We start from the raw sequence: 19,497 nt of genomic DNA on the forward strand, positions 1-19,497 counted from the left end.
CCCCGCAGGAGCACGGTTTTGCGACGAGGAGGCTCACCGCACGCCCCACGGAACGCGTCCGCTCGGAACGGAAATCAGCGTGTATTAAGCTCTTTTTGTTTCATAGATATTTATAAAAAAATGACATTAATGAAATTCCATCCCTTTCTCCTGTTTTATCGAGAAGGGGAATTTATTTCGCCAACGTCATATATTGTACAACCGGAATTGAAAAATAAACAGTCAGCATTTTAATCATAGTAAGAGAACTCCTTCATTATTATTCAATGAAGGAGTTCTAATGCTAAGTTATTTAAACCTCATTTTGAGTGAAAAAAAGAGAAGGTTTCGATCTTTTTAAACATTCCCTTATACGTAACGAACATGCTTTTTATAAGATTTTCCTTCGCGGAAACTCTTTCTCCCTTTATCACTCATACCAAGATAAAATTCACGCACTTCTTCATTAGCCAATAATGATTCGACTGGTCCTTCTAGTGCAATTCGTCCATTCTCCATAATATAACCGTAATCAGCTATAGATAACGCAACATTAGCATTTTGCTCTACGACAAGAATAGACATACCCTCATCCTTATTTATTTGTTTAATGTTTTGGAAAATTTCTTTTACAAGTAAAGGTGCAATTCCAAGAGACGGTTCATCTAATAGAAGTAATTTCGGTTTAGCCATAATGCCTCTTCCAATAGCTAGCATTTGCTGTTCTCCACCAGATAATAAGCCCGATGCTTTATTTCTTAATGCTTTTAATTTAGGGAAATAATGGTAAACCCTATCTATATCGTCCTTAAGATTGTTTCGGTCTTTCCTTGTATAAGCACCTGCCATCAGGTTTTCTTCTACACTTAAATGTTTAAAAACTCTTCTACCTTCAATACATTGAAAAATACCATTTCTTACAATTCGATCTGGGTCAATTCCATTAATTTTTTCGCCCTGAAACTCTATTACACCATCTGTAACTTGGCCGCCTTCTTTACTTAACAACCCGGAAATCGCTTTTAACGTTGTAGATTTCCCCGCTCCATTACTACCTAAAAGAGCAACAATTTTACCATCTGGAACTTCAAGTGACATTCCTTTTACTACGAGAATAATTTTCGAATAAACAACTTCGATATTACTAAGACGGAGCATATGTCAACCTCCTTAAATTAGAAATATAGAGAGGACACTAGAACAAAATGCCTCTCTATAAAGAATTATTTGTCGCTAATACCAAAGTATTCTGTAATGATTTCCCACTCACCATCTTTAAGTTGACCTAAACGAATTTTATCAGTACCGGCTTGATTATCAGCTGAGAAAGAGACATCTGCTCCTAAACCATGTAATTCGAAATCTTGAATTGATTCAATTGCTGCTTTCATATCTGTACCTGTAACATCACCATCAGTTTCAGCTATTGCAATTTTCATCGCTTCAGCCATAATACTTGCTGTCGCCCAACCTTGAACGAATTTTTGGTTAATATCCTCAACTGTTTTACCTTTTGAATCTAAATATTCAACAATTGGCTCCATACCTGGAAGATCTTCTGTTGGGAATGCATGTGTTACTACACCAATAAAGCCATCTAATACATCAACCCATTGTTGGTTGTCTGCTCCAGCAGGTATTAATCCTTCTCCTGCAGTCCAGTTTAACCCCATGAATTGTGTTTTCCATCCTAATGATTTCGCATCACGTACAACATTTCTTGTTTGACCCCATGTATAGTTAATGATTGTATAGTCAGGTTCCTCATTGCTTCTTGACCAAGACTGAAGTGTTGTTAGAGGATCTGTATCACCAAGTTCAATTAATACATCCGGCGTAATTTCTACTACACCATCTAAATTTTCTTTAGCATAGTCTTTAATATCTTGAATCGGTGATTCAGAGAAAGGATGCCCTTTATGATAAACTAACGCCACTTTTGCAGGCGATTCACCTTTATGGTTTTCTTTAATCCATTCAAGAATTGCACGACCTTGATCAGAATAACTTGCTGCAGTTAGATAGTTATAACCACTTTCATTTCCTGTATCTTTTAAGTTCTCAGAATACGATGCTGAGAAAAATGGAATTTTGTCATTAATGATTTGTTTTCTAAGTGCTTCTGTATCCGCAGTACCCCATCCAAGAACAGCCACTACTTCATGTCGATCTCTTAATCCTTGATAAACTTGTTGAGCTCGACTAGTATCATAGGCGTAATCTTCACCAATAAAGTCAACTTTATAGCCATCAATTCCACCCTTAGAATTTAAGTTTTCAAAAAATGCTCTTTCTCCTTCTGCATATGGAGCTCCTACATCACCAGTAGCACCTGATTCATCAAATAGTCCACCTAACTTAATAACTTTATCTCCTGATGATTCGCCACCAGCCTCTGAATCTCCATCGCCACAAGCTGCTAGAACACCCATCAAAAGTACCAGACTTACCAAAGTTAAGCTTAGCTTCTTCCAACTATAAAATATCGACAAATTAATTCCCCCTTATTATATATACTCAAAATCTCATGTAGAGATTTTAAAAGTAAAACTACTTAACATACTTATTCTTTAGTAGAAAATGGCCATAACCGGAAGTAGTTTTTAATATTATTCCAAATGTGAACTAAACCACCTGGTTCAAAGATTAAAAATAATATAATGACTAATCCGAAAACAACTTCACGGAATGATGAGAGTAACGAATGAGCATCTGGTATAAATATGGTTAAATATTCTACCATGTAACCTAGCCCTACTGGTAATAAAGTAATAAATACAGCACCTAATATGGCACCAAACACACTACCTAATCCACCGATTAAAATCATTGCTAAGTATTGAATAGAAACTTGTATACTATAAAGTTCTACAGTGACAATCATTGTGTAATGAGCAAGTAGCGCTCCCGCAATTCCAACAATGAATGAACTAATAGCAAATGACATAACTTTATAACTAAATAAGTTAATCCCCATAATTTGAGCTGCAACATCTCTATCACGTACAGCTAAGAATGCACGTCCTGTGCGTGTTCTAAATAAATTAAGTGCATAAATTGTAGTAAATACTGCGACGATCAAACACAGATAGTAGTAACTGTTCTGGTCATAAAACGAAAATCCTCCAATTGCTGGACGTTCCAATACCATCCCTGCCCCACCACCAGTTACACTCCAACTACTAATAACCCAAAGAATGATAACTTGAGCTGCCAATGTGGCAATAGCTAAATATAAACCTTTAAGTCTAAGCGATGGTATACCGAACATACCACCGATGATTGCAGTGATTAATCCAGCGAGTGGCAGTGATATCCAAAAGCTCAAGCCATATGTCGTTGTAAATATGGCAGAAGTATAACCACCAACAGCTAAGAATGCTCCAACACCTACTGAAATTTGTCCTGTAAAACCAGTTAATATATTTAGCCCTATAGCGCCAATTACAGCAATAGCACATAGTGTAGCTAAACCAATAACATAATTAGAAGCAAATAGTGGAAATAAAAACAGCAATATGACGATAATTAACATCCTTATTTTTACACGTCGAACGCGAAATAATTCCATGTCTTTACTATAACTCGTCTTGTAATTTCCGCATTCCATTACAAATGGATTCTTCATTCCGTCACACCCTTTCAATTCCACCTTTACCAAAGAGACCGTATGGTTTAATCATTAAAATAATGATTACAACGATAAATGGTATTACTTCCTTTATCCCCCCACCAATAATTGGCTGGAGATAACCTACTGATAAACTTTGCAAAATACCAATTATAAAGCCTCCAACAATAGCACCTGGAATGCTATCTAATCCGCCTAAAATAACAACAGGAAGTACAGTTAGACCAATCACTGTCATAGAAGCATCTACACCATTGATATTTCCTAATAGAATTCCACCTACTGCAGCCACAAGTGCAGCGATTCCCCATGTGATGGCATATACCGATTTAACACTAATCCCCATAGATAGCGCTGCCATTTGATCATCTGCAACAGCACGCATAGCAAGTCCCATTTTTGAAAATTTGAAGAATAATGTGAATATTGCAAGTAAGATCATGACAATAATGAAAGACCACATATAGATTGGTGAGATGATAATATCCCCAATTCGAATTAGTTCAGACGAAAAGATAGGTGGGAATGATTTTGTTTGGTGTCCCCAAATCATATGGACAATACCACCTAGCAAACTAGCTAACCCAATCGTAGCCATAATGACCGATATTACGGGTGCATTTGTTAATGGCCTTAGAACCACTTTTTCAACCGCCATTCCTAACAAGGCATTGAACACAAGTGTTAGTACAAATGCGATAAGAAATGGTATTTTATAAACGGCAACTAATGTAAGACAAATGTAGGATCCAATTAAAACGAATTCTCCATTTGCAAAGTTTAAGGCATCACTTGCTTTATAGATAAGAACAAATCCTAGAGCAACTAACGAGTAAATACTACCAACAACAACGCCCGTTATAAGCATTTGCAAGAAAAATGTCATGCTCTAAGTCACCTCCTGTTCTATCTGTGTGATTTTTGTATCGTTAACACTTATTCCACTTTCTACCCCGTACAGTTCATCTATTACATATTGGTATTTTTTAATAACAAAATTTCTTCTTACCTTTCTAAGACGAGTTAATTCTTGATCCGCTGTACTTAGTTCTTTATCAAGGAGAACAAAATTCCTTACTTGTAGATTTTCAGGAACCGCTTTCATAATTATTGAAACTTCTTTTTCAATAAGATTAATTACATCAGGTAATGCTGTGAGGTCAGAATATTTCGTGTAATTGAGTTGTTTCTTTTCCGCCCATCTACCTACGTTATCGAGATCAATATTTACCATAGCTACGATGTATGGACGATCTTTTCCGATGACAACTGCTTCACGAATATAAGGACTAAGTTTTAGCTTATTTTCAATAAGAGCAGGAGAGATTTTTTTTCCTTCTTTTGACTGGAAAACGTCTTGCATACGATCAATAACATATAAATGACCATCATCACCAATGTATCCAGAATCTCCCATATGCATCCAACCACCATTAAGCACTTTTTTAGTCAATATTTCATTGTTATAGTAACCTTGGAAAACACCCGGGCTTTTGATTAAAATTTCACCCTCCTCAGAAATTTTCACTTCTGTATCAGGTAGTGGAACACCAACGCTATCCAAATTTATATCTCCATTACGGTGTGCAAAGGCAACTCCTGACAGCTCAGCTGACCCATAAGTTTGTTTTAAATTAACACCTAGTCCATGGAAAAATTCAAGTACTTCTGTCCCAATAGAACCTCCGTTTGTGTATGCGCTTTTTACTCTTGCTAAACCTAAATGATCTCGAATGGCACTAAAGATTAAATAATCTCCAAGTGTATATATAAGCTTAGTACTCAAAGATACAGGTTTATTATGAAGCTTTGCTTCAGCCATTTTATCGCCGTAAGGTTTAAATAAGTCGTAAACTTTCTTTTTAAACCAACTAGATCCTTGAATTCGTAATTTGAACTTAGAGAGTATGTTTTCATACATTCTAGGTGGAGCAAATAACACATGTGGTCCTATTTCTCGTAAATCTCCGCCAACCGTTGATGTTTCTTCTGGAAAGTTTAGCGTTGCTCCATGAAGTAGAGACATTGTGATATTCATTACTTGTTCACCTATCCAAACTAGTGGAAGAAAAGAAAGATAGTCATCGCCTTCTTTAACTGTTTCTATTTTCGCCATTTGATTAGCTGAGGAAATTAAGTTTTGATGCGATAAAAGTGCTCCTCTAGGCTCTCCAATTGTTCCAGATGTAAATGCAATGATTGCTGTGTCAGTAGACTTACCATTGGCAATAAGCTTTTGAAATTCATCGGGATTCCTATCATCATAGATTTTCCCATGTTCTTGTAAATCATGGATATACATTAGCTTAGGATGTTTATAGTTTCTCATCCCTTTAGAGTTATAGTAGATAATTTTCTCGATAGCAGGTATTTGATCTTCAATACTTAATAATCTATCAACTAGTTCTTGATCTTCGACAATGACAATTTTCGCCTCGCAATGATTTAACATAAAGGCAAATTCTGAAGGGGTGGACTCTTGATAAACACCAACAGCAATACCACCAACACTTTGTGCTGCTAATTCGGCATAAAGCCATTGTGGCTTATTTTCTCCAATAATCGCCAATTTATCGCCCTGTCTAAAATCTAATGAATGAACTAGACCTACAGCCAAATCCTTTACGTTACTATAATAGGAAGCCCATGTTATTTCATTCCATATTCCCAAGTACTTTTGTCTCATTGCAATATCATTACCATTATTTTCCGCTTTATTTAATAGTAGTTGCGGCAACGTTTTCCCAGTCATTGTTTCATTGCCTCCTCTTAACCAGCTTCTTCTTCCCCTAAATAAGCCTTAATTACCTCTGGATTATTTTGAATTTCTTCTGGTGTTCCAAAACCAATCAACTTACCAAAATCCAGTACAGCAATATGATCAGATAGATCCATAATAACGCCCATATCATGTTCAATTAATACTACTGTCATTCCTTTTATTTCATGCATATCGATAATGTAACGCGCCATATCTTCTTTTTCACTGCTGTTCATGCCAGCCATTGGCTCATCTAATAAAATCATCTTTGGATTAAGAGCTAATGCTCTCCCTACTTCCACTCGTTTTTGAAGCCCATATGATAATGTACCTACAGGAACGTTACGAATATCTTGCATTTCAAGGAATTCAATTACTTCCTCCACTGCATGTCGGTGCTCAACCTCTTCTTTTTGAGCAGCACCCCAGTATAAACCCCCCGCAAATAGTCCGGATTTCATATGAATATGTCTACCAAGTTTAAGATTGTCTAACACCGACATATGAGCAAATAGTGCAATATTCTGGAATGCACGTGCAATTCCTAGTCCAGTTCTGTTATAAGGTTTCATTGTCAATATTTCTTGATTTTGAAATTTCATAGATCCTTTTGTTGGTTGATATAGACCACTAATACAATTTAGCATACTCGTTTTTCCAGCACCGTTAGGTCCAATTAATGAGAAAATTTCTCCTTCTTCAATGTGGAAACTTACATCATTTAATGCTTTTACTCCTCCAAACTGAAGTGAGAGATTTTCAATAGTCAACATGTTGTTCATCTTTTCTCCTCCTTACTTTGCCTTCTCAAGTAAAGCGTATATTCATTGTACAAATGAGCGACCGCTCAAGTCAATATAATATTTCGAAGATTCTAAATATATTATTAATTTGATATATTACTATAATTTTCACACCTAAACTCTGCTAAATTAAATATTTCGGTTAACTCTGTAAATCCCAAGAAAACGAGGCCTTCTCGAGACGAATTATAAAAGAAATTAGCGATTAATAGAGTATCTTGTAATAACAAATGTATATAGACTTTCGTTATTAGTTATCTGGTAGTAAATTGGCTATCTTTTTATGGAACCCATTATGACCAAATTGTGTCCAAATCCTTCAATTACTGCAATAACTCCTTTAAAGTTTGAGAATGTTCTAACCTCTCATTTGAAACAATTATTGGATGAAAGCCCCCTAGTTCTACTAAATCTTTATCATTTCCACGGATAACAATATAAAAATCTTCAAATTTTGTTGGACGTATCTCGTCAATTTGTAGCGATTTTTCTTCATTAAACATATTAATTTCTACTTTAGTCGCTAAAGAAACTTTTTCTTAATCTTTATTTTCAACTAAGTCATTGAAGACTGGCTCTACTTTTTCTGGAATACCAATAAAATGATTAACTAATTTTTGCGAAATATTAACAACTTAAGACAAACCAATTAATACGATTCCTATAACTACATAGGGAAACAAGATTGAAAACAGGATCGAAATGGAGAAATTATTACTTATTTCATCAAATTTATTGACGCTTTCAGTCCACCATTACTTAATGAGGTTACAATCCCGGTAAAACTACTACAATTCCAATAATGAATATATTATAATGGATAATATTTTTTTAGTTTTCACCACTCCTTTATCTCTATATTTCTACAATAGCCGCATAAATTCCTGCCAAATAATGTTATAGTTTCATTTAAATATACCCACACCTAAAATGGTATACTGATTCATATTATCCGTTCTTTAAGTAGGCTTTAATGCCCATAAAAATATATGTAATATCTCTTCATGCTTGTAATCGTTATTATTATAAATTTGACAAGAAAGTTGTGGTTCTTTGACATTAACAACACAAGCCATTGTAAGGAAAATGACAATTGATGATATCTCAGCATGGCTGGATATGAGGACTTTATTATGGCCACATTGTCAATTAAACAAGCATAAACAAGAAATAATTGAACAACTGAATTCCCCACAAACGTTTCAAGCATTTATTGTAGAAGTTCAAAATGAATATGTTGGTTTTGTAGAGGCCAAATTACATCAACATGCACATATGCATTTTGGGTTAGCTGGCTATATTGAAGGTTGGTTTGTAAAAGACTTGTACCGAAAAATAGGTTTCGGAAAGCTATTAGTTAATGCTGTTGAAACGTGGACGATCAAAAAAGGATGTCATCAAATAGCTTCAGACACAGAAGAATTCAATGAATGCAGCATCTTTGCACATAAGAAATTAGGTTTTATTGAACAATTCCGTGCAGATGGTGAAGTGAAATTTTTGAAAACATTGTCAAGCTAGATGAAACGAGAAACATTTTAGTATGTATCAATTTAGTAGATGCTCGATACTTTAGTGGCAATTGGTTCACTTATTACTAGAATAACTAGTCTTTTTGAACATTCTTTTCGTTTTCTTTCTATAGAATAAAAAGAGGTGTGTAGGATGAAAACAATTATCTTGATTTTATGTGTAACAATGAACTTATTTACATACACCATAAATGTGGATGCTCATGCAGATTTAGCATCTAGTTCTCCTGTTGAAGGAGCAATACTCAAAACTTTACCAAATGAAGTTGTCCTTACATTTAGTACTGCAATTGACAATCAAGTATATAAAATGGATGCGCAAAATGAACAAGGTGAATCGGTAGTAAATGGAGAACCTTCCATAAATTCTGCTGGTGATCAATTAACAATTTCTCTTTTAGATACAACTAACGGTTTAGTCACCATACCTTATTCGGTGATTTCAAAAGATGGTCACCCGATTGAAGGAATCATTTCTTTTACCATTGAAATTGAAGAACAACTAACCTCTTCTGTAACAGAAGAGAATCTGTCAGCTGAGTCATCATCTACTGGCATTAGTGAAAATGAACAAACAGATTCTCCTACAATTATTGAACCACAACAACAAGTCCCAACTGAGTCTTTATATGAAATAGATGAGCAACCGTCGAAGGATAAGATTTCTTCAGCGGACAAGATGGAATTCACTACCAATAAAACCGCTACTCCCCTTTCATCCATCATTAAATCAACATACTTACTAACTCTGTTAGTACTAACTGGTTCTTTGTTATGGAGATTCAAAGGATATAAAATCCCTTATTTGGCGCAGATGCAATTGATTCATCTAGTAATGCTAGCCCTTTTCACATGGTCTCAGGCTCGTAACTTTACACGAGTGTTTGAAGGTATACCATGGCAGGATTTATTTCTTCGAACAGAGGTTGGACAATTTTGGACGGCAGCTCTCATAATTACTGTTTTAGGTCTTTATATTGTTGGCCGTAATCGATACGTTGATCTCGCATGGCTATCGGCAATTTTAATAACAAAAAGCCTAAACAGTCATGCAATTGCTTCTCAACTTCCTATTGTTACGGTTAGTTTAAACTTCATTCATTTACTGTTTGCAGCTTTATGGTTAGCAGGATTATTTTATGTCATCCTTTTACGGAAAAAGAGTATGGCACAACCGTTCATTCCAACTTTCTCTAAAATGGCTTTACTTAGCATAATTATTTTAACGGTTACAGGCAGCATTTACGCATGGCTACTAGCACCATCACTTTCTTTACTATGGACGACTGCATGGGGATACTGGTTAATTGCGAAAATTATCGCGGTAATTGGTGTCTTCATCCTAGGAAGTTTTATTCGTCAACATATGAAAAAAACTGGGTCCCTTAGCAAACGAAGTTACTTATTTTTTGATGGTACTTTAGCTATCATCATCCTGATAATTGTGGGCGTTTTAACACAACTTAGTTCATCAATTTAAGCTTAAAAGTCCAACTCCATTCATTATTAATGAATACGCTAAGATGAATGGAGGTGAATTCATGGACGAGCAAAAAAAACGAAAATGTTGTAATTGTTCAACATGCAAAGCAAGACGAGGTCCTAGGGGATTCACCGGTCTTCAAGGATATGCGGGACCACCAGGTGAACGCGGTGAAAAAGGTATCCCTGGTGAAAGAGGACCACGAGGCTATATGGGATTTCAAGGAATACCTGGAGTTAAAGTCGATACGGACTCTCAGGCTGAAACTGGTATACAAGGTGCTATCGGGCCTCAAGGTGACCCGGGAGTTAAAGGCGACACTGGCTCTAAGGGCAAAACTGGTATACAAGGTGCTATCGGGCCTCAAGGTGAATCGGGAGTTAAAGGTGATACCGGCCCTCAGGGGGAAGCTGGTATACAAGGTGCTGTTGGACCTCAAGGTGACCCGGGAGTTAAAGGCGATACTGGGATACAAGGCATAATTGGACCTCAGGGTAAAAAAGGTTTACAAGGAAAAGTAGGCTCTAAAGGTAAACCAGGGATATCTGGCGGATTTGCAGAATTTGCCCATATTTACAACACGGACATTCAACGTTTAGCAAAAGAGGAATCTCTCAAATTTAGCTCAAATGGTATCCTAACCGAAGGCTTTTTGCATAATGAAGGTGAAGGAAGCATTGTCGTAAAAAAAGCTGGTATATATGAAATTATCTTTCAAGTGTCTGCACTCCACCAAAATCAATTCACTCTTTTTGCTAATGGCGTAGCTATTCCTAATACTACTTTCAGTTCAAATATCGAGAATCAACAAAATAATGGTTTGACCATCCTTTCATTAGCCTCAAACAGCGAACTTACTTTACGAAACCATACTTTAACAACTTCCTATATAGACCTACAAACAGATTTAGTTAGCAAGGAAATCCTTGTAAATGCTTCTTTGACAATAAAAAAACTTTCTTAATCAATTAACTACTGAAATTCAGATAAATGGAACTGAGTACGAGAAAGCCCGCCGAAATTATCTTTTCGGCGGGCTACTCTACTTATTTTGATGTACTTACTAAATAAAATTCGTTAATATCTTTATAATATTTATTTAATGAATGAGTCGAAACCTCATACCATTCAGCAATCTCTTTTATACTCCAGTAAGGACCTTCAAATAACTCATGTTCTTGACCAAAGCGAATGGCACCGGCAGCGACGGCTCCTTCTTTTCTAGCATTAGGTTGATTGATGACTAGATAATCTTCAATAATACTTAACAATTTTTTTGGATTACGATTATGTTTCTCTAATCTTCCCATGACTTCAATCAGTATTCCCGCTTCAAAATCTGTAAATTCCCCACCATCATAACCACTTGACCCAAGCATTTGCCAGAATTCAATGAGATGATTTTGTAAGAACTTAGATGACTCTTCATTACTCGTAGCAGAATTTTCCTTAGCAAATGATGTGATTGAATCATGATGATCAGTAGGAAGGAAAATTAAACTTGAAACAGCTAGATAGTGATTTTCTTTTAAGGTGATATCAGGCAGCATAAAGCAGAAAGCATGCACACCTAAAGGAACAGGCTTTTCACTTTCACGTTTCAAATACAGAGTTTCGTTTGTAAATATGTCTTTTACCAACATAAATTTCAGTTCCACTCCAACTACTTCTCCAAGGAGTACGGTCGGTGTTTTCCAATGTTCTAACACCTCGACCACAGCTGGCCGAACTGCTCTTTTTTGTTGTTTTTCAATATATTTTAGCCATATTTCAGGTTTATTATGGAAGAAGAATTCATCAATTGCAATTGCTTCAATCATTTCTTCAACTAAGAATTTGTCTAACTTAGATTTCCATTCGTCCATGACACTTAGCAAAGCAGGTAAATCTTTTCGTTCTGGATATTCATCATAAAATAATTGTAGTAGGCGATCTAACTCTTCTGAACGTACTTCATCCATAGAGACCGCTTGTTTACTTTCGCAACACTTTTTATATTTTTTACCGCTACCACATAGGCACGGATCATTACGTCCTATCATTTAAAACACGTCCTTAATTAATAAAGTTTACATCTTAGTGTAGCATGCATTTCGCCTTGAATACAGTGGCCGAGGGAATTGGACCTTATGAATAGAGAGAAAAAAGAGACTTCAATTGAAGCTGAAGTCTCTGAAAGAATGGTATTTTCAATTTTCCGCATTTTAAATCCTACAATATAGCAAACTACAATTAAGAGGATTTATGATTGAAAGGACATTTGCCTGTTAACGGCTCAACGTCATCTCCAATAAAGAACTGCTTCCATTCATTATGATGTGGGTCACCAAAATGGCTTATGTCCGGGTGCTTTGGCAATTCATCCCAAGCTTCCACACGTTCACGAACTTTATCACGAGACATGATGCCTCCTTTTTCAGTCCCTTCAAGACCTTGAAAAATTTTACGAGGTTGGAATCCAAGTACCATTGAGTTCCCTAAATGACGTGTCTTTCGTTGCTTGTAAGCTGGTGCATTGGCAAATACGAAAATTGGTTCTCCATGAAAGCGGAAATCCCACATATGATGCGCAGGGTCACGAGGAGCATTTTCAGGCCATTCTACCGGGTCTACTTTATGTAAATACTGTAGAATATCCCAAAACTGTTTCCGATATTGTTCTAGATTACCTTCAACTTTAAATGGTTCTACAAATACAAATAAACCATGTCTTTTATGCTTTGGATTTTGAAATAAGTCTAGAAACCCTTCCAAGGTTTTCGGTAAATTGGACCAGTCATCTTGAGTTATATAGCCATAACGTAATTCGCCTTTTAACTCTCCACCCATTCCAAAATGACAAGGAAACGTTTTATCAGTCACTATGTTGTGAAATGTTTTATATTCATCTATCAACCATTTAGGTAAATCTGTTCGTGTTGAAAAGTCTTCTTTCGTTAATAGAGCTTGTTGTTTTGTTAACATTGAATCTCCTCCACAACACATTTTATCATTTTACCTAGACCATTGAGAACTAATTCGATCCGTTTAATTAGATACAGTGGTTCTTCATCTTACGTAAGCCCAATTGCTTCTATTCCTAAGACTAAAGCAAAGACACAAATCGATGGACATTTGTGTCTTTGCTTAGTTAACTTTATTTTTTAAAATAAACTCATCAGAATGGATGTTAATTGTGTTTCAATAAAGTTCAATGGCCTGCACGGACTTTGTACATTTTTTTATATAATACCTTGCCATCTTAAAGTGCCTTCAGCAATTTTTAACCAATAAGGTAATTTGTCAGGATATCTTCCAATAAAACATTCGTTATTTCACTTTTCCTTCAATTATTTCCCTACAGTTCCATGCACTTTTCAATGGCTTGTTTTAGTACATGAGCACTGATGGTACAGTCAATTAAAGTTGTCCATTCAGCAGGATTATGACTTACACCATCCTTACTTCTAACAAATATCATGGCCACTGGAATGAGCGCACCTAGCATCATGGCATCATGTCCCGCACCACTAACTAGATATTGTTTATCAATCTTCATATCATTGAATACGCCATTAAGAATTTCAGTCATTTCTTCACCAATTGGTACTGGAGGTGTGCGCATTTTTTCAGTAATTGTCACGTTAATATTTCGAGACATGGCAATCTCTTGTGCTTTATTTACGATGTTAGAAACGATTTGATCTCGTGTTTTTTCATTAATATCACGAATGTCAGTGATAAGACTGACTTTACCTGGAATCACATTTGCTCCATTCGGTTCTACTTGAATTTTACCAACCGTAGCTACACTAGTTGCACTTACCTTGGAAGGAGCTTTTTCAATGTTTAAAATTAATTCAGAAGCTGCAGTTAAAGCATCTTGTCGATCATCCATTGGTGTATTTCCTGCATGTCCTGCTTTCCCCTCAAAGACAAATTCAATCCATGAAGGACCTGCTATTCCTTTGACAATTCCAACAGGCAAATTCGCATTCTCTAATATTTTCCCTTGTTCAATATGTATTTCTATAAATCGCTCGATTCCAAGATTAGTTCGTTTGGCTTTAGTAAACCCTTCAAGTGTTTTCCCTGTGGTCGCTAAAACTTCTTCAAAAGTTAAGCCATCCACATCTTTTAATGTCACTTGATTGTTCATATCTATTACACCAGTCATCGCACGACTACCCGTTAATCCACCACTAAACCGCGTACCTTCTTCATCTGTAAATACATAAACTTCATAAGGTTTCAATGGAATAATCCCTTGCTCTTTCCAAGCCTCTACCACTTCAAGCGCAGCAATGACACCTAGTGGACCGTCAAAATGACCACCTTCAGGGACACTATCAACGTGAGAACCAGATGCAATAGAAGGAATATTATTATTTTGTCCTGCAATTCGTCCAACCACGTTTCCTGCACCATCTTGTGTTACCGTCATTCCAGCATTCTTCATCCAGTCCATCACAAGCACTTTCGCCTGTTGCTCAAGTGGTGAAAAGCCCACACGAGATACACCATTTTGAGAAGTCAGTCCTATTTTTGATAACTCATGTAATCGTTTCGCTATTCGCTCACCTGAAATCCCATTCTTTGACCATGTTTGATCGTAATCACAAAGTAAAGCTTGTTGTAAGTTATATTGTTCAGTCAAAATTTAATTCCACCTTCCCGTATCTATGGATAATCCTATTTTTGGTGTTCCTTGAAAGTTAAAATCAAGAGTTTAATTCACAATTTAAAGGTATCTTTCACTATCTGATAAAACTGAAATACAAGCCATAATACCTTGCTTTAAATCTTCATGTGACCAACTTGGTAAATTTCCGTGTTGGATGGCAAGTTCATGAGAAGCTGGAATATGAATAAAACCACTTGGTACCCTTAGTTTATTTGTAGCTGTGTAATGAAGTCCTTCATACATCACGTTATTGCATAAATAAGTGCCTGCAGTATTTGAAATTGAAGCAGGATAACCTAACTCTATTAATTTCTCAACCATTGATCGAATAGGTAATGTCGATAAGTATCCTGCAGGTCCATCCTGTTGAATCACTTCGTCCACAGGGGTATTCCCTTCATTATCCGCTGCACCATCTTTAACATTTACTGCAATTCGTTCGGGTGTGATTTTATTACGACCTCCTGCGAGTCCTAGTGAAATGACTGCATCCGGCTTTATATCTATAATCAAATCAATTAATTGACTAGCTGAAGACTTAAAATCTACCGTCATCGTATTACCTACAATTTGATAGTCTCCAATATATTGTCCATTTAATTCTTCCACTATTTTCATCGTTGGATTTACTGTGAAAGATAAGAATGGTTCAAAACCTGTCAATAATAAAGTTTTCATCAAATTCACCTCACTTTTATCAGTTCATTGTAACGCAGTAATTTAATTTATCCTGATGTGTAAACAATATTATGAAATAAAGCTGAACAACTGATTCGTTGTTCAGCTTTATTTCATTTATGCAGATATAATTTGTTGTTTTCTAGCACTTAATACATTAAATGTAATCAATATTGCAACACCAATAAAACCAATAATATCCGTATAACCTTCTGGGAATACTAGTAATATTGCACTTACACCTAATACTAATCTTGTTATGATATTCATTTCCACTTTAAAGTAACCTTCTACAGCGGCACTTAGTGCTAATATCCCAATAATTGATGTAAGGACAATCAATATAATTGCACTAATTTCAGGCAAGGGGAACTCTTTAGCATTTGTTGCAACACCAGTAGTATCAATCATCAACATGGCTGGATTATAAACAAATAAATAGGGAATGATAAATCCGGCTATCGACAATTTCAACGCCTGGAAGCCAGTTTTCATAGGATCTCCACCTGATATTCCAGCTCCTGCAAATGCAGCTAACGCGACTGGTGGTGTAATATTAGCGAAAATACCAAAGTAGAAAACAAACAAATGAGCAACTAATATTGGAATATCAAAAGCAGCTAAGGCTGGAGCTGCCATGGTTGCTGTAATGATGTATGCAGGGATTGAAGGTAAACCCATTCCTAAAATCATTGAAGCAATCATCGTGAAGAATAGCGTTAAGAATAGCGAACCCGCACCTAAGCTTGTGATAGATGAAGTCATCACCGTTCCAAAACTTGTTAAAGTAACAACTCCAATGATGATTCCAACAACCGCACAGGCAGTCATTACAGAGAGCGATTGTCTTGCGCCGTCAGCTAATGCATCTAAAATATCGCGTGGATACATACGAGTTTCTTTTCTAATCAAACTAACAAGAATCGTTAATAGAATGGTATAAAACGCGGCATACCCGATTGGCATTGATATATATAAGAAGTACACGAGTCCAAAAATCGGCAACAATAAGTGTCCTCGTGCTTTTAATACTTCTTTTAATTTAGGTAAATCAGCTTTTGGCACACCTTGTAAATTATCACGTCCCGCTCGATAATGAACTTGTGCAATAACACCTAAGAAATAAAGCAATGCTGGTAACAATGCTGCTAAAGCAATAGAGCCATAGCTAACACCTGTGGTTTCAGCCATAATGAACGCACTCGCACCCATGATTGGAGGCAAAATTTGCCCACCGATAGAAGCACTTGCTTCAACCGCTCCAGCAAAGTTTTTCGAGTACCCAATTTTCTTCATTAACGGTATGGTAAAAGCCCCAGTACCTACAACATTGGCTACTGCTGCCCCGTTAATACTTCCCATAAATCCGCTAGAAATTACGGCAACCTTAGCAGGTCCTCCTCTTTGAGCACCCGCTAACGCTAATGATAAATCATTAAACAATTGACCCATTCCAGATTTGGACAAGAATGCTCCGAACAAAATGAAAAGGAAAATGAATGTAACGGAAGCACCGATTGCACTTGAAAATAATCCTTCCGTTTTCAAATACATTTGCCCAAAAATATCAGCTAAATCATATTGACGAGTCATCAAGCGTGAAGGCATCCAACTTAAATGACTGACGAATGTGTAACCCAAGAACACTAATGCGAGTACAGGCAGAATGAGCCCAGTAATCCGTCTAGCTGCTTCGAGCACTAGAATAACTGTAATGATAGACATAACAATATCCGCTGTATTTGGAATACCACCACGTGTGGTCATAATTGCTGTGTACTCTTTCAATAAATAGGCTGTTGAAGCGATGGATGCTGCAAATAATATCCAGTCATACCAAGCTACTTTGGTCCTATCTTGCTTTTTATGAGCAGGATAAATTAAGAACACGAGTGCAATTCCAATGGCCACATGAATGGAACGAGCTTGTAGTTCAGGCATTGGATTATATGTGATGTACAAATGGAAAAGGGAATAAGCAATAGCCATCGCAGTAATAAACCACGTAATACGTTTATTCGTGATTTGACGTACAACAGATTCCCGGTCGAATTTCTCTAAAACTTTTTGTCCATCTATAGCCGGATCAGCTGTATTTGCTGCTTTTGGTTCTAAACCCATGCCGTACACCTCTTTTTCTTTTCATTTTAAAATATTCCACCAAGGGAGCAATTTACTCTCCAGAAGAACTTCTTCGTAATCATCGACAAGTTCATATAAAAGAATTTCTTTAGTATCAAAGTAAATAGTTGTTTTCACTAAATCCGAAACAACGAGTAAAATGTCATCCATTTCCCGATTAATGTTCATGTGAACAAAACCATCGTCTCGTATTTCTACTAATCCATCACTTGGAACACCAGCACCAAATGTTTTAAAAGCTGTACTAGTTAATATGAATTTGTCACTATTAACTCTATATGATTCGATCCATTCTTCTTTTTCAACCGAATGAATCCACTGAACATCAAAGGTCTTTTCATAAATAAAGAGCGTGGAATTAGGAAGTGTAATTTCAACAAATCGTAGTGGGAATACTACAAATATTAATAAAAAGAAGAGGAGCACCAATAAAAATGGACCCCTCAGTTTCCTTTTATTGTTCGTCATAGTACCTTTGTGCACCTGGATGTACTGGGGCTACCATGCCTTCTTGCGCTGCTTCTAATGAAATATCTGAAGCCGCTTGATGGGCATTTGTTAAATCTTCAAGACCTTCAAAGAATGATTTAGTTAGTTTATACACATCATCATCACTCATATCAGAACGTACAACTAAAGCATTCATTATTGCTGCAGTTGGAATGGCTTCTTCATTTCCGTAAGTTCCAGCAGGAATATCAAGAGCTACGAAATACGTTTGATCTTGTGCAATTTCCTTGATTTTCTCAGGATCTACAGGTACTAGCATCATATCTAAACCTTGTTCAAGCTCCATGAGTGAAGCATTTGGTATACCGCTTGTTAAGAATGCTGCATCTATTTTACCAGATTTTAAAGCATCCGCTGCTTCTGCATATCCTAAGTAATCTACTTCGACATCGTCATAAGTAATTCCGTGGCCTTCTAGTAAATTACGTGCATTTACTTCAACACCAGAGTTTTGTGCACCAACTGCAATACGCTTACCTTTTAAATCCCCAAACGAGTTAATGCCTGTTTTTTTAGTTGTCACAATTTGAACGTAGTTTGGATAAAGGGATGCAATTTGAGAAACATTTTCAACTTTTTCATCAAAGTTTCCTTCACCGTCAACCGCTTCACTTAATACGTCACTCATAACAAATGCCATTTCAATTTTCTCTTGCTTGATCAAATTAATATTTTCTACAGAGGCACCAGTAGTTTGTGTTTTTGAGTTAACTCCTAACTCACTTGAGTATAGTTCTCCTAAAGCTGTTCCAATAATGTTATATGGACCCGAAGCTCCACCAGTTGCAATCGTTACTAAATTGGAATCTAGACCTTCAGAACCATTACCTTCCGAAGTTTTTTCGCCCTCATCTGCACCACATGCTGCTAAAACTACACTTGCAAGTAGTACCGTAGCTAAGCCTTTTACTAATTTTGTTTTCATTTATAATTTCCTCCCTTTTTCGTATATAAAAATTTCAACAAGTCTAATTATACATAATTATCGAAACATTTTGGACGTAAAAATGAAAAGGCTTACTATTAAGCGTTAAATAAACAGAATAAACACTTAAGGTAGAGGAATATACACATTAAGCACCAATTAGGGGCAAAGGTAATTGTATCCATATCACAAGTTTTCCTTATGTATATATCATCCACTACAAATGACACCATTCTTGCACGTTTAAGTTAAGTATATTACGTGAATAATAGATAATTATTTATGAATTCCAGGTATAAACCCGTGAATACAAGATATATCTCTTTGGCGCACTAGAAAAACGAAAAAAACCTTCCACATAATGTGAAAAGTTTTACTTACTTATATTTT

At 36.2% G+C, this 19,497-nt stretch carries 17 protein-coding genes; 3 read left to right on the forward strand and 14 right to left on the reverse strand.

Features of this window, described 5'->3' with window-relative positions:
- Positions 1-348 precede the first annotated feature (348 nt).
- From C406_RS0106465 to C406_RS0106495, 7 genes are all read right to left on the reverse strand, one after another.
- Positions 349-1,137 carry an ABC transporter ATP-binding protein gene (locus C406_RS0106465; protein WP_017379788.1) on the reverse strand — a complete coding sequence of 263 codons (789 nt, stop codon included), beginning with the start codon at positions 1,135-1,137 and terminating at the stop codon, positions 349-351.
- A gap of 65 nt (positions 1,138-1,202) precedes the next feature.
- Entirely contained in the window at positions 1,203-2,471 is a 1,269-nt protein-coding gene (locus C406_RS0106470) for an ABC transporter substrate-binding protein (RefSeq protein ID WP_017379789.1), read from the reverse strand.
- A gap of 71 nt (positions 2,472-2,542) precedes the next feature.
- Positions 2,543-3,607, reverse strand: a complete 1,065-nt coding sequence (locus C406_RS0106475; RefSeq protein ID WP_017379790.1) for a branched-chain amino acid ABC transporter permease — start codon at positions 3,605-3,607, stop codon at positions 2,543-2,545.
- A 4-nt stretch (positions 3,608-3,611) separates the two neighbouring features.
- Positions 3,612-4,496, reverse strand: a complete 885-nt coding sequence (locus tag C406_RS0106480; RefSeq protein WP_017379791.1) for a branched-chain amino acid ABC transporter permease — start codon at positions 4,494-4,496, stop codon at positions 3,612-3,614.
- A gap of 3 nt (positions 4,497-4,499) precedes the next feature.
- Positions 4,500-6,362 (reverse strand): AMP-binding protein, encoded by a 1,863-nt coding sequence (locus C406_RS19340; protein WP_017379792.1) that lies wholly within the window; start codon positions 6,360-6,362, stop codon positions 4,500-4,502.
- Between the two features lie 17 nt (positions 6,363-6,379).
- Complete coding sequence (locus C406_RS0106490; RefSeq protein ID WP_017379793.1) at positions 6,380-7,153, reverse strand: ABC transporter ATP-binding protein; 774 nt, start codon at positions 7,151-7,153, stop codon at positions 6,380-6,382.
- Positions 7,154-7,497: 344 nt separating this feature from the next.
- Entirely contained in the window at positions 7,498-7,677 is a 180-nt protein-coding gene (locus C406_RS0106495) for a hypothetical protein (protein ID WP_017379794.1), read from the reverse strand.
- Between the two features lie 583 nt (positions 7,678-8,260).
- On the opposite strand from C406_RS0106495, the gene C406_RS19345 reads away from it, so the two are divergent.
- The 3 genes from C406_RS19345 (at position 8,261) to C406_RS19350 (ending at position 11,153) form a co-directional block, all read left to right on the forward strand.
- On the forward strand, positions 8,261-8,695 hold the full coding sequence (locus C406_RS19345) for a GNAT family N-acetyltransferase (RefSeq protein ID WP_237740520.1): 435 nt from the start codon (positions 8,261-8,263) through the stop codon (positions 8,693-8,695).
- 144 nt (positions 8,696-8,839) lie between these two features.
- On the forward strand, positions 8,840-10,186 hold the full coding sequence (locus C406_RS0106505; protein ID WP_017379796.1) for a copper resistance CopC/CopD family protein: 1,347 nt from the start codon (positions 8,840-8,842) through the stop codon (positions 10,184-10,186).
- Between the two features lie 61 nt (positions 10,187-10,247).
- Complete coding sequence (locus C406_RS19350) at positions 10,248-11,153, forward strand: collagen-like protein (RefSeq protein ID WP_017379797.1); 906 nt, start codon at positions 10,248-10,250, stop codon at positions 11,151-11,153.
- An 82-nt stretch (positions 11,154-11,235) separates the two neighbouring features.
- On the opposite strand, the gene C406_RS0106515 is transcribed toward C406_RS19350, so the two are convergent.
- The 7 genes from C406_RS0106515 to C406_RS0106545 form a co-directional block, all read right to left on the reverse strand.
- Positions 11,236-12,231: a YecA family protein gene (locus tag C406_RS0106515; protein WP_017379798.1), complete on the reverse strand. Its 996-nt coding sequence runs from the start codon at positions 12,229-12,231 to the stop codon at positions 11,236-11,238.
- A 190-nt stretch (positions 12,232-12,421) separates the two neighbouring features.
- Positions 12,422-13,153: a YqcI/YcgG family protein gene (locus tag C406_RS0106520; protein WP_017379800.1), complete on the reverse strand. Its 732-nt coding sequence runs from the start codon at positions 13,151-13,153 to the stop codon at positions 12,422-12,424.
- 373 nt (positions 13,154-13,526) lie between these two features.
- Positions 13,527-14,825, reverse strand: a complete 1,299-nt coding sequence (locus C406_RS0106525; protein WP_017379801.1) for a Zn-dependent hydrolase — start codon at positions 14,823-14,825, stop codon at positions 13,527-13,529.
- A gap of 84 nt (positions 14,826-14,909) precedes the next feature.
- Complete coding sequence (gene pcp / locus C406_RS0106530) at positions 14,910-15,530, reverse strand: pyroglutamyl-peptidase I (RefSeq protein ID WP_017379802.1); 621 nt, start codon at positions 15,528-15,530, stop codon at positions 14,910-14,912.
- A gap of 117 nt (positions 15,531-15,647) precedes the next feature.
- Entirely contained in the window at positions 15,648-17,651 is a 2,004-nt protein-coding gene (locus C406_RS0106535; RefSeq protein ID WP_017379803.1) for a TRAP transporter permease, read from the reverse strand.
- Between the two features lie 21 nt (positions 17,652-17,672).
- Positions 17,673-18,140 (reverse strand): DUF1850 domain-containing protein, encoded by a 468-nt coding sequence (locus C406_RS0106540; RefSeq protein ID WP_237740521.1) that lies wholly within the window; start codon positions 18,138-18,140, stop codon positions 17,673-17,675.
- The gene (locus C406_RS0106545; protein ID WP_017379805.1) at positions 18,127-19,107 is read right to left on the reverse strand and encodes a TAXI family TRAP transporter solute-binding subunit; all 981 of its coding nucleotides are present in this window, start codon (positions 19,105-19,107) and stop codon (positions 18,127-18,129) included. Before C406_RS0106545 ends, C406_RS0106540 begins: the two co-directional genes overlap by 14 nt.
- Between the last annotated feature and the right edge of the window lie 390 nt (positions 19,108-19,497).

Source organism: Paenisporosarcina sp. TG-14 (genome assembly GCF_000297555.1).
GTDB lineage: Bacteria > Bacillota > Bacilli > Bacillales_A > Planococcaceae > Paenisporosarcina > Paenisporosarcina antarctica.

What these genes read in the sequence shown, in the direction of transcription:
- C406_RS0106465 (WP_017379788.1), bottom strand. Translation starts at nt 1,137, where the DNA reads ATGCTCCGTCTTAGTAATATCGAAGTTGTTTATTCGAAAATTATTCTC.
- C406_RS0106475 (WP_017379790.1), bottom strand. Translation starts at nt 3,607, where the DNA reads ATGAAGAATCCATTTGTAATGGAATGCGGAAATTACAAGACGAGTTAT.
- C406_RS0106480 (WP_017379791.1), bottom strand. Translation starts at nt 4,496, where the DNA reads ATGACATTTTTCTTGCAAATGCTTATAACGGGCGTTGTTGTTGGTAGT.
- C406_RS19340 (WP_017379792.1), bottom strand. Translation starts at nt 6,362, where the DNA reads ATGACTGGGAAAACGTTGCCGCAACTACTATTAAATAAAGCGGAAAAT.
- C406_RS0106490 (WP_017379793.1), bottom strand. Translation starts at nt 7,153, where the DNA reads ATGAACAACATGTTGACTATTGAAAATCTCTCACTTCAGTTTGGAGGA.
- C406_RS0106495 (WP_017379794.1), bottom strand. Translation starts at nt 7,677, where the DNA reads ATGTTTAATGAAGAAAAATCGCTACAAATTGACGAGATACGTCCAACA.
- C406_RS19345 (WP_237740520.1), top strand. Translation starts at nt 8,261, where the DNA reads ATGACAATTGATGATATCTCAGCATGGCTGGATATGAGGACTTTATTA.
- C406_RS0106505 (WP_017379796.1), top strand. Translation starts at nt 8,840, where the DNA reads ATGAAAACAATTATCTTGATTTTATGTGTAACAATGAACTTATTTACA.
- C406_RS19350 (WP_017379797.1), top strand. Translation starts at nt 10,248, where the DNA reads ATGGACGAGCAAAAAAAACGAAAATGTTGTAATTGTTCAACATGCAAA.
- C406_RS0106515 (WP_017379798.1), bottom strand. Translation starts at nt 12,231, where the DNA reads ATGATAGGACGTAATGATCCGTGCCTATGTGGTAGCGGTAAAAAATAT.
- C406_RS0106520 (WP_017379800.1), bottom strand. Translation starts at nt 13,153, where the DNA reads ATGTTAACAAAACAACAAGCTCTATTAACGAAAGAAGACTTTTCAACA.
- pcp (WP_017379802.1), bottom strand. Translation starts at nt 15,530, where the DNA reads ATGAAAACTTTATTATTGACAGGTTTTGAACCATTCTTATCTTTCACA.
- C406_RS0106535 (WP_017379803.1), bottom strand. Translation starts at nt 17,651, where the DNA reads ATGGGTTTAGAACCAAAAGCAGCAAATACAGCTGATCCGGCTATAGAT.
- C406_RS0106540 (WP_237740521.1), bottom strand. Translation starts at nt 18,140, where the DNA reads ATGACGAACAATAAAAGGAAACTGAGGGGTCCATTTTTATTGGTGCTC.
- C406_RS0106545 (WP_017379805.1), bottom strand. Translation starts at nt 19,107, where the DNA reads ATGAAAACAAAATTAGTAAAAGGCTTAGCTACGGTACTACTTGCAAGT.